Source organism: Streptomyces sp. DH10 (assembly GCF_029813805.1).
Lineage (GTDB): Bacteria > Actinomycetota > Actinomycetes > Streptomycetales > Streptomycetaceae > Streptomyces > Streptomyces coeruleofuscus.
This window is the reverse complement of the sequence record NZ_JARVKU010000080.1, coordinates 1-246: the sequence shown is the minus strand read 5'-3', so window position 1 is coordinate 246 and position 246 is coordinate 1. Positions and strand designations below refer to the sequence as shown.

General features: G+C 69.5%; 1 pseudogene. It reads right to left on the bottom strand.

Going from position 1 to position 246, the window contains the following annotated elements:
- Positions 1-146 precede the first annotated feature (146 nt).
- Positions 147-246: pseudogene (locus QC385_RS43930) on the bottom strand (SRPBCC family protein); the annotation flags it as partial.

Below are 246 nucleotides of genomic sequence, written 5' to 3'. Positions count from 1 at the left end.
AGGGCAGCGTGCCACCAGGAGAGCGATATGGACAGGTGCATGTCACCGAGATGACCGAAACACCACACATTCCCCGCGTCGGGGACACGGACGCTTCAGGAACACGGGCCGGCGGAGAAGGGCCGGAAGAGCGGGCGCCCTGGGTGTCAGAGGGGGGTGGGGCCGGTGTCGCCGCCCGGCTGGATGCGTCCGCGCCAGGCGCCGGACTCGCCGCCGCGCTTCTCGATGTACTGCTTGAAGCGCTGC